Below are 10,073 nucleotides of genomic sequence, written 5' to 3'. Positions count from 1 at the left end.
AAGAGTTCATCCGCTGTGCCCGCGGCTCACCCCACCCCGGCGCACAGCGCGCTTCGCGCGCTACACGCCGACCCTCCCCCTCCAGGGGAGGGTGAAGAGGGCTCCGCGATCCGACCGAACCGCTCAACGTTCCAGGACCTGTCATGCACCCCAACGATCCGCGTCTGCGCTCCTTCATCGACGTGAAGGCTGACTCCGACTTTCCGATCCAGAACCTGCCCTATGGGGTGTTCTCCACCTCGAGCAACCCGTCGCCGCGGGTCGGCGTCGCGATCGGCGATCAGGTACTCGATCTCGCCGCGTTGCAGAGCGCGAAACTGCTCGACCTGCCGGACGGCGTATTCGCGCAGCCCTCGATCAACGCCTTCATGGCACTCGGGCCCGTAACGTGGAGCAAGACGCGGGCGCGGATCAGTGAGCTGCTTCGGCACGACAATGCCGAGCTGCGCGACAATGCCGACCATCGCAATCAGGCGCTGATCCTGATGCGCGATGCGAGGCTGCATCTGCCGCTTCGCGTCGAGGGCTTCACCGATTTCTATTCGTCGAAGGAACACGCCACCAATGTCGGCACGATGTTCCGCGACAAGAGCAATCCGCTGCTGCCGAACTGGCTGCACATCCCGATCGGCTACAACGGCCGCGCCTCGACCGTGGTGGTGAGCGGCACCAAGATCCATCGCCCGCGCGGTCAGCTCAAGCCGCCGAGCGCCGAGCTGCCGAGCTTCGGTCCGTGCAAGCGGCTCGATTTTGAGCTTGAGATCGGCGTCGTGGTCGGCCAGTCGTCACCGATGGGCGCGATGCTGACTGAACAGCAAGCCGAAGAGATGATCTTCGGCTTCACGCTGCTCAACGACTGGAGCGCACGCGACATCCAGCAGTGGGAGTACGTGCCGCTCGGGCCGTTCCAGGCCAAGGCGTTCGCCACCTCGATCAGCCCGTGGATCGTCACAAGCGAGGCGCTGGAGCCGTTTCGAGTGCAAGGCCCGGCGCAGGATCCGACCCCGCTGCCGTATCTGCAGCAGCAGGGCGCCAACAACTACGACATGGCGCTGGAAGTCGCACTGCGGACTCCGGCGATGAACGCGCCGGCGCGGATCAGCGCCACCAACTTCAAATACATGTACTGGTCGTCAGTCCAGCAACTCGTGCACCACGCCTCGAGCGGCTGTGCGATGAATGTCGGCGATCTGCTGGGTTCCGGCACGGTGTCGGGACCGGCGAAGGATCAGCTTGGCAGCCTGCTCGAACTGAGCTGGAACGGCGCCGAGCCGCTGCAGCTTCCCGGCGGCGAACAGCGCGGCTTCCTCGAAGACGGCGACTCGCTGGTGATGCGCGGCTGGTGCCAGGCCGACGGCTACCGCATCGGCTTCGGCGAGGTCGAGGGGACGGTGCTGGCGGCGGGGTGATCGTCACGGCGGCAATCACCTTTCGCCTTCGTCATTCCGGGGCGCGCAGCGAAGCAATCCAGTCCGTAGGGTGGGTAAAGGCGCGCAGCGCCGTGCCCACGCGTCGGATCGCAGCGTGCCCACGCGCCGACAAGGATGCAAGCGCGCGCCGCGCGTGGGCTTCGCTTCGCTCAGCGCCACCCCACGGATCGAAATAGGCTGGCTTGATCAGCTTACTTCCCGCCCCATTCCTTCGCTAGGCTGGCGAGATCGGTCTTCACCGGCGGGCGGACCGACGACGGCGTGCGCAGGAACCGCGGGGCCGGAGCCGGCTGGGTGTGGCCTTCGTGGGTGATGAAGACTTCGCGCGCCACCATGTGCGGATGCTTGGTGGCTTCCGACATCGTCAGCACCGGCGCGAAGCAGACGTCGGTGCCTTCCATCAGCTTGCACCATTCGTCGCGAGTCTTGCTCTTGAACACCGCGACCAGCTTCTGCTTCAGCTCCGGCCAGTTCTTCGGATCCATCTGGCCGTCATACTGCGCATCGGTGAGGCCGGCGAGTTCGCGCAGCAGTGCGTAGAACTGCGGCTCGATCGAGCCGATCGAGATGAAATGGCCGTCTTTGCACTCGTAAGTGCCGTAGAAATGCGCGCCGCCGTCGAGCATGTTGCTCTCGCGGGTTTCCTTCCAGCGGCCGGCCGCCGTCATGTCGAAGAACATCGTGATCAGCGAAGCCGCGCCGTCGCACATCGCGGCGTCAACCACCTGGCCCTTGCCCGAGCGCTTGGCTTCGAGCAGCGCGGCGAGCAGGCCGACGACGAGATACATCGACCCGCCGCCGAAATCGCCGACCAGATTGAGCGGCGGCACCGGCCGCTCGGCCGGGCCGATCGCCGCCAGCGCGCCGGTGATCGAGATGTAGTTGATGTCGTGGCCGGCGGCCTGCGCCAGCGGGCCGGTCTGGCCCCAGCCGGTCATGCGGCCGTAGACCAGCTTCGGGTTGCGGCCGAGCACGACATCCGGGCCGAGGCCGAGCCGCTCCATCACGCCGGGCCGATAGCCTTCGATCAGCGCGTCGGCCTGATCCAGCAGCGCCATCACGCCGGTCACCGAATCCTTGTTCTTGAGATCGACCTCGACGATCTTGCGGCCGCGCGCGGCTGCGCCCTGCGGCTTCTGCCCGGCGCGTACCAGCGTGATCACCTCGGCGCCCATGTCGGCCAGCAGCATCGCACCGAACGGGCCCGGACCGATGCCGGCGAATTCGACGATGCGGATGCCGGCGAGCGGGCCGCTGATGGCGGTCTGCGATGTTGCGGAGGGCGAGGCTGACTGTTGCACCTTGGGTGTCCTTTTGTTGTTGTCCGCGCGAGCGGAGCCAGTGGCGTCGCGGCGAAATCACCACGCCGGCCGTGCCGAGAGCAAGCGGCTTTTCAGCGCAGCGCTGCATGCGGCCATGATGCGGCAGTGCAATACGTGGCCGAAACGCAAGACGGCGCACCTCGTGGCGCGCCGTCTCCCGTCATGTGGAATAATGCGTCAGCCTGCGGCGTCGACCGCGCGCTGCGCCATCACCTTGATCAGGTTGGCCCGATAGTCCGAGGTGCCGTGGATGTCCTCGATCAGGCCGTCGTCCGAGACCTTGATGCCGTCGAGCGCGGAGGCCGACCAGTTCGCCTTCAGTGCATCCTCGATCACTGGCACCCGCATCACGCCGCTCTGCGAGGCGCCGGTGGCGGCGACGCGGATCTCGCCGGACTTGAGCTTGGCGACGAACACGCCGGTGAGCGCGAAGCGCGACGCCGGGTTGCGCATCTTCGAGTAGCCGGCCTTCTCGGGGATCGGGAACGAGATCGCCGTGATGATCTCGTTGTCCTCCAGCGCGGTCATGAACAGGCCCTTGAAGAACTGATCGGCCGGGATCTCGCGCTTGTTGGTCTTCACCGTGGCGTTCAGCGCCAGCACGGCGGCCGGATAGTCCGCGGCCGGATCGTTGGTGGCGACCGAACCGCCGATCGTGCCGCGATAACGCACCGCCGGATCGCCCAGCACCGAGGTGAGATGCGCGATCGCCGGGATCATGCGCTTCACGTCGGCATTGCTGAGGATGTCGTAGTACGTTGTCGCCGCCTTGATGGTCAGCGTGTCGCCGCTGGTCTCGATGCCGATCAGTCCGGGGATCTTGGCGATGTCGATGACGTCGCTCGGCGCGGTGAGGCGCTGCTTCATCACCGGCAGCAGCGTGTGGCCGCCGGCGAGAAACTTCGGATCGCTGCCCTTGCCGAACAGCGCCACGGCTTCGTCGACGCTGGAGGCGCGGTGATAGTTGGTCGAATACATGTGTCGTCCTCCCTCAGGCCGCGGACTGGATGGCGTGCCACACCCGGTCGGGCGTCGCGGGCATTTCGAGCTTGTTGGTGCCAATCGCGTCGGTGATGGCGTTGATCACCGCCGCCGAGGCGCCGATCGCGCCGGCTTCGCCGCAGCCTTTGATGCCGAGCGGATTGCCTGGGCACAGCGTCGTGGTGTGCGAGACGTTGAACATCGGCACGTCCTCGGCGCGCGGCATCGCGTAGTCCATGAACGACGCGGTGACGAGCTGTCCGGTTTCGTCGTAGATCGCGTGTTCCAGCAGCGCCTGGCCGATGCCCTGCACCAGACCGCCATGGACCTGGCCCTCGACGATCATCGGGTTGATCAGCCGACCGAAATCGTCGACCGCGACGAAGTTGACGAACGAGGTCTTGCCGGTGCCCGGGTCGACTTCGACTTCGCAGACGTAGGAGCCGGCCGGGAAGGTGAAGTTGGTCGGATCGTAGAACGCGCTTTCCTTCAGGCCGGGTTCCATGTCGTCCGGCAGATTGTGTGCCGTGTAGGCGGCGAGCGCGACCATCGGCAGCGCGATCGACTTGTCGGTGCCGGTGACTTTGAACTCGCCGTTCTCGATGACGATGTCGTTCTCGGAGGCTTCGAGCTGATGCGCGGCGATCTTCTTTGCCTTCGATTCGACCTTCTCCATCGCCTTGACGATTGCCGACATGCCGACGGCGCCGGAGCGCGAGCCGTAGGTACCCATGCCGAACTGCACCTTGTCGGTGTCGCCGTGCACGATCGACACCTGCGAGATCGGGATACCGAGCCGGTCGGCGACGAGCTGCGAGAACGTGGTCTCATGGCCCTGGCCGTGGCTGTGCGAGCCGGTCAGGATCTCGATGGTGCCGACCGGGTTGACGCGGACCTCCGCGGATTCCCACAGACCGACGCCGGCGCCGAGCGAGCCGACCGCCTTCGACGGCGCGATGCCGCAGGCCTCAATGTAGCAGGAGAAGCCGAGCCCGCGCAGCTTGCCTTCGCTCTTGGCCTTCGCCTTGCGGGCCGGGAAGCCCGCGTAGTCGATCGCCTTCAGCGCGGCATCGAGCGACGCGTTGAAGTCGCCGGTGTCGTACGCCATGATCACCGGGGTCTGATGCGGGAACTGGGTGATGAAGTTCTTGCGCCGCAGTTCGGTCGGATCGACCTTGAGCTGGCGCGCCGCGGTCTCGACCAGCCGCTCCAGCAGATAGCAGGCCTCGGGTCGGCCGGCGCCGCGATAGGCGTCCACCGGCGTGGTGTTGGTGTAGACGCCGATCACCTCGGCGTAGATCGCCGGGATGTTGTACTGGCCCGACAGCAGCGTCGCGTAGAGATAAGTCGGCACCGAGGACGAGAACAGCGACATGTAGGCGCCGAAATTGGCGTGGGTGGTGACCCGCAGCCCCAGCATCTTGTTGTCGGCATCGAATGCCATCTCGGCCTTGGAGACGTGGTCGCGGCCGTGGGCGTCGGTCACGAACGCCTCGGAGCGGTCGCCGGTCCATTTCACCGGGCGGCCGGTCCGCTTGGAGGCCCACAGCGCCACCATTTCTTCCGGATAGATGAAGATCTTGGAGCCGAAGCCGCCTCCGACGTCGGGCGCGATCACCCGCAGCTTGTGTTCAGGCGCGACGTTGTAGAACGCCGACAGCACCAGCCGCGCGACATGCGGGTTCTGCGAGGTGGTGTAGAGCGTGAAGTGTTCTTCCGCTTCGTTGTATTCGGCGACGGCGGCGCGCGGCTCCATCGCGTTCGGCACCAGCCGGTTGTTGGTCAGCTCGAGCGAGACGACATTCGCGGCCTTGGCGAACGCCTCGTTGGTCGCCTTCTGGTCGCCGATCTCCCAGTCGTAGACGATGTTGCCGGGCGCTTCGGGGTGAAGCTGCGCGGCGCCGGGCGCGATCGCGGCCTTGATGTCGGCGACCGGCGGCAGCTCCTCGTAGTCGACCACGACGGCTTCAGCCGCGTCGCGTGCGAGGTTCTTGGTCTCGGCGATCACCACCGCGACCGCCTGGCCGACGAAGCGCACGGTTTCCGGCGCCATCGCCGGCCATGCGCCCATCTTCATCGCCGAGCCGTCCTTGGAATGGATCGCCCAGCCGCAGATCAGATTGCCGATCTTGTCGTCGACGATCTGCTGACCGGTGAGCACGTCGACCACGCCCGGCATCGCCTTGGCGGCTTCGACGTCGATGCTCTTGACCTTGGCGTGCGCGTGCGGGCTGCGCACGAAATGCGCATGCGCCATGCCGAGGATCTTCACGTCATCGACGTAGCGGCCTTTGCCGGTGATGAAGCGTCGGTCTTCCTTGCGAACGACCCTGGCGCCAATTCCCTCGATGCCCATCTGCATTTGCTCCCTTTGGGCTGCTTTGATCGCGCGCTTTGCAGGCGTCGCGGGTCGCAGCCATCATTCGACTATGTGGTCGGCGACGAAAACAGGTGCGGACAGGCGGCCTATTCGGCAGCCTGCGCCACGTTCATGCGGGAGGCGGCGTCGAGCACCGATTTGACGATGTTGTGATAGCCGGTGCAGCGGCAGATATTGCCTTCGAGCTCCTGGCGCAGCGTGTGCTCGTCGAGCTCGGCGCCGTGGCGATTCACGATGTCGATCGCCGACATGATCATGCCGGGCGTGCAGTAGCCGCACTGCAAGCCGTGATTGTCGCGGAAGGCGGCCTGCATCGGGTGCAGCTCGTCGCCGCGCGAGATGCCTTCGATGGTGGTGATGTTGGCGCCGTCGACCTGGCCGACCAGCATGGTGCAGGATTTCACCGCGCGGCCGTCGATATGCACCACGCAGGCGCCGCATTGGCTGGTGTCGCAGCCGACATGGGTGCCGGTCAGATTGAGATGATCTCGCAGCAGCTGAACCAGCAGGGTCCTGTCCTCGACCTCCGCGGTTACGGCTTTACCATTCACAGTCAGTGAGACTTTGGACACGCCCAATCCTCCCGGTGGAATTTTTAATTGTTCCAATTAGAAGCACGGCCGCCGGAGTTTGCAACTGGGATTTTTGCGATGGAGCCGCGGTGCGGCGTCGATGACGGACAGATGACGGGAGATCCGGCAGCGATTCGCAAGACGGGGCTTTCGGTTGCGGGCCCTGAACGCGGAGGGGGCGGGGCGAGGCGTATGGGCGCTCGTGATCCAGCGCGATCTCACGTCGAACGTCTTCACCTTTTCAAACAGCCACGTACCTTAAACAGCCAAGCTTACGCATTCTCGCGGCGCGATGCGCCCGAGCTGTGCTGCATTCCTGTCGCCCTCCTTGGAAGAGGGCGCGCGGAACGCCGGGTGCCCGATGCACCCGCGGCCTCGTGTGCATAAGTAAAAAGCACACGAGTTAGAAACCACGGTCACACCGGAGAACATCCGGCGTTCCGCGCGCGATGGTGTTAACGGCTTATGTCGTGCTCTCCCCGGCGCCCGACCCGGTTTTTGGTCGCCGTCGCGTCCGACATGAGGTTGGGCTTCGGTGGAAGCCGGACCTCCGTCGGGGCTTGATGCCACGCGGGACATCAGGACCACACGCCTTCGCCGTCCGCAGCAGCGTGGTCGTCAGCGCTTCGGTGTCGGCTCACGGGGCCTTTCAATGAAAGGGAGCCCGCCCTGCCTTCACGTCCCCGCCTGACGCTGCCGCGTCCATCGCCCCCCGTCCCGCGAACCGTGACGATCGCGTGTCGCCCCTCTCCTTGGGACGGGATGGACGGACTATAGTCCTTGTAGGAATATTGTCAAGAGCGATTGTCGATAGTCTGTAGCCCGGATGGAGCGAAGCGTAATCCGGGGAGCGGTGTCGATGCCGTCCCGGATTTCGCTTCGCTTCATCCGGGCTACTGACGGAGTCAGTGTTCGCGTCGCCCTCATCCCAGCGTGGGCAGGCGGGAGAGGGGACGCGCTGCGATGCGGTCGATCGGCCGTGTGTCGGAACCGATGCCGCCACCTTCCGTTATCGGCGCAACCTGTCCGCCGCCCGCGGCGCATCGCCACGTCCTGCGGTTGCGGTGTGGCTCAACACGCCGAGCGAGGTGAATGGCCTATTCGACCCGCGCCGAAAGCATCACGCCGTCCCGGGCGCCGGCTGCAGACAGCCGCGTCGTGGAGACGGATATTCCGGCTCGGCTCGATGGCCTGTTGTGGAGCCGGATTCACACCCGCGTCGTGCTGGCGCTCGGCGTCACCTGGATTCTGGACGGCCTCGAGGTCACGCTTGCGGGTTCGCTGGCGGGCGCCCTGAAGGCCAGCCCGCAGTTGCAGTTCTCCAATCTCGACGTCGGCTTCGCCAACAGCGCCTATCTGGCCGGTGCGGTGATCGGCGCGATCGGGTTCGGCTGGCTGACTGATCGGATCGGCCGCAAGAAATTGTTCTTCATCACGCTGGCTTTGTATCTCGCTGCGACGGCCGCGACCGCGCTGTCTTGGAATTTGTGGAGCTACGCGCTGTTTCGGTTTCTCACCGGCGCCGGCATCGGCGGCGAGTACACGGCGATCAATTCGACCATCCAGGAACTGATGCCGGCGCGTTACCGCGGCTGGACCGATCTCGTCATCAACGGCAGCTTCTGGCTGGGTGCGGCGCTGGGCGCCGTCGCCGCCATCGTGCTGCTGGATCCTGCGGTGATCGATCCCGAATACGGCTGGCGGCTTGCTTACTTCACCGGCGCCGTGCTCGGCGTGTTCGTGTTCGCGATGCGGTTCTGGATCCCCGAAAGTCCGCGCTGGCTGATGACGCATGGCCGGCCCGAACAAGCCGAAGCGATCGTTGCGGAGATCGAGCGCAGCGCCCGGATCGATCCGGAGGCGCAGCTTCCGCACCCGAAGATCCGGCTGCGGATGCGCAGCCACACGCCGCTCGGCGAAGTGGCGCACACGCTGTTTCACACCTATCGGCAGCGCTCGCTGGTCGGACTGACCCTGATGGCCGCGCAGGCGTTCTTCTTCAACGCCATCTTCTTCACCTACGCGTTGGTGCTGACCGATTTCTTCGGCATTCCGTCCAGTCACGTCGGTTGGTACATCCTGCCGTTCGCGGCCGGAAATTTCCTGGGGCCGCTGCTGCTCGGCCGGCTGTTCGACACACTCGGCCGCCGCACCATGATCGCGTTCACCTACGGTGTATCAGGCGTTCTGCTGGCGATCTCCGGCTATCTGTTTTCGATCGGCGCCCTCAGCGCGCAAGGCCAAACGATCGCCTGGATGATCATCTTCTTCTTCGCGTCTCCTGCTGCGAGCGCGGCTTATCTGACGGTGAGTGAGACGTTTCCGCTGGAAGTGCGCGCGCTGGCGATCGCGTTGTTCTATGCGTTCGGCACCGGCATTGGCGGAGTCGCGGGACCGGCGCTGTTTGGTGCGCTGATCGACACTGGCTCGCGCGGCAGTCTGTTTGCCGGTTATCTGCTCGGCGCAGTGCTGATGGTGATCGCCGCCTTCGTCGGATGGCGTTATGGTATCGCGGCCGAACGGCGGTCGCTCGAACACATCGCGCGGCCGCTGGCCGCCGTAGAGGACAACAAATGACTGCGAAACTCGCCGAAACATCCACGCGGCTGAATTCAAATTCCGTGCCGGCGTCGGCCGTGTCGATGCCGAGCCTGGAACACTGCACGCTTCTGCTCGACATCGATGGTACGCTACTGGACTTCGCGCCGACGCCGCGGGAAGTCTGGGTTCCGCCGGAGCTCGAGCAAACGCTACGGCAATTGCACGAGCGCACCTCGGGCGCGCTCGCGCTGGTCAGCGGTCGCTCGATCAACGACATCGACCTGATCTTCGCGCCGCTCAAATTGCCCGCTGTCGGCGGCCACGGCGCCGAGATGCGGCTGCTGTCGGGTGGCGATTGCGTCGCGACCCATGCACCGCCGCTCGATCCGGAATTGAAGAGCCGCCTCGCGGCGATCGCGCGGATCAGTCCCGGCATCCTGCTCGAAGACAAGGGCTATTCGCTGGCGCTGCATTATCGTCTGGCGCCACATACCGAGAAGGCGATCTACGAATCCGTCGCGGCGATCCGCGCCGAAAATCCGCACGCACCGCTCGAGGTGCTGCCCGGCAAATCGGTGTGCGAGATCAAGCACTCGGGCTTCACCAAGGCGACCGGCGTGATCGAACTGATGAAGCATCAGCCGTTCACCGGCCGCCGTCCCGTTTTCATCGGCGACGATGTCACCGACGAAACCGTGTTCGCCATCATGCCCGAACTACGCGGTCTGGCGTTCGCGGTCGGCCGCCACAGCGACATCGTCGATGGACATTTCGAAGAGCCGCGCGACGTTCGCGCCTGGCTGACGCGGTTGCTCGACCCGCCTGCGGTCTAGCAAGACGATCCTTC

Annotated in this window: 7 protein-coding genes; 3 read left to right on the top strand and 4 right to left on the bottom strand. The window is 65.3% G+C overall.

Annotated features, from left to right (window positions below; genetic code table 11):
• Nucleotides 1–143 precede the first annotated feature (143 nt).
• Nucleotides 144–1,409 carry a fumarylacetoacetase gene (gene fahA / locus LPW26_RS22770; protein WP_238737998.1) on the top strand — a complete coding sequence of 422 codons (1,266 nt, stop codon included), beginning with the start codon at nucleotides 144–146 and terminating at the stop codon, nucleotides 1,407–1,409.
• A 212-nt stretch (nucleotides 1,410–1,621) separates the two neighbouring features.
• Here the strand turns inward: fahA and LPW26_RS22765 are convergent, their stop codons facing one another.
• The 4 genes from LPW26_RS22765 to LPW26_RS22750 all read right to left on the bottom strand — a co-directional run bounded on the left by LPW26_RS22765 (nucleotide 1,622) and on the right by LPW26_RS22750 (nucleotide 6,685).
• On the bottom strand, nucleotides 1,622–2,731 hold the full coding sequence (locus tag LPW26_RS22765; RefSeq protein WP_319942193.1) for a CaiB/BaiF CoA transferase family protein: 1,110 nt from the start codon (nucleotides 2,729–2,731) through the stop codon (nucleotides 1,622–1,624).
• Between the two features lie 198 nt (nucleotides 2,732–2,929).
• Nucleotides 2,930–3,730: an FAD binding domain-containing protein gene (locus LPW26_RS22760; RefSeq protein WP_238737997.1), complete on the bottom strand. Its 801-nt coding sequence runs from the start codon at nucleotides 3,728–3,730 to the stop codon at nucleotides 2,930–2,932.
• 13 nt (nucleotides 3,731–3,743) lie between these two features.
• The gene (locus tag LPW26_RS22755; RefSeq protein ID WP_238738000.1) at nucleotides 3,744–6,089 is read right to left on the bottom strand and encodes a xanthine dehydrogenase family protein molybdopterin-binding subunit; all 2,346 of its coding nucleotides are present in this window, start codon (nucleotides 6,087–6,089) and stop codon (nucleotides 3,744–3,746) included.
• Between the two features lie 110 nt (nucleotides 6,090–6,199).
• Nucleotides 6,200–6,685 carry a (2Fe-2S)-binding protein gene (locus tag LPW26_RS22750; protein WP_238737996.1) on the bottom strand — a complete coding sequence of 162 codons (486 nt, stop codon included), beginning with the start codon at nucleotides 6,683–6,685 and terminating at the stop codon, nucleotides 6,200–6,202.
• 1,092 nt (nucleotides 6,686–7,777) lie between these two features.
• Between LPW26_RS22750 and LPW26_RS22745 the strand changes: the two genes are divergently transcribed.
• Entirely contained in the window at nucleotides 7,778–9,262 is a 1,485-nt protein-coding gene (locus LPW26_RS22745) for an MFS transporter (protein WP_238737995.1), read from the top strand.
• Entirely contained in the window at nucleotides 9,259–10,059 is an 801-nt protein-coding gene (gene otsB, locus LPW26_RS22740) for a trehalose-phosphatase (RefSeq protein ID WP_238737994.1), read from the top strand. The genes LPW26_RS22745 and otsB overlap by 4 nt, the downstream gene beginning before the upstream one ends.
• Nucleotides 10,060–10,073 lie beyond the last annotated feature (14 nt).

The sequence above is a fragment of the Rhodopseudomonas infernalis genome, from assembly GCF_022271405.1.
GTDB lineage: Bacteria > Pseudomonadota > Alphaproteobacteria > Rhizobiales > Xanthobacteraceae > Rhodopseudomonas > Rhodopseudomonas infernalis.
This window is presented reverse-complemented; position numbering and strand designations above follow the sequence as displayed.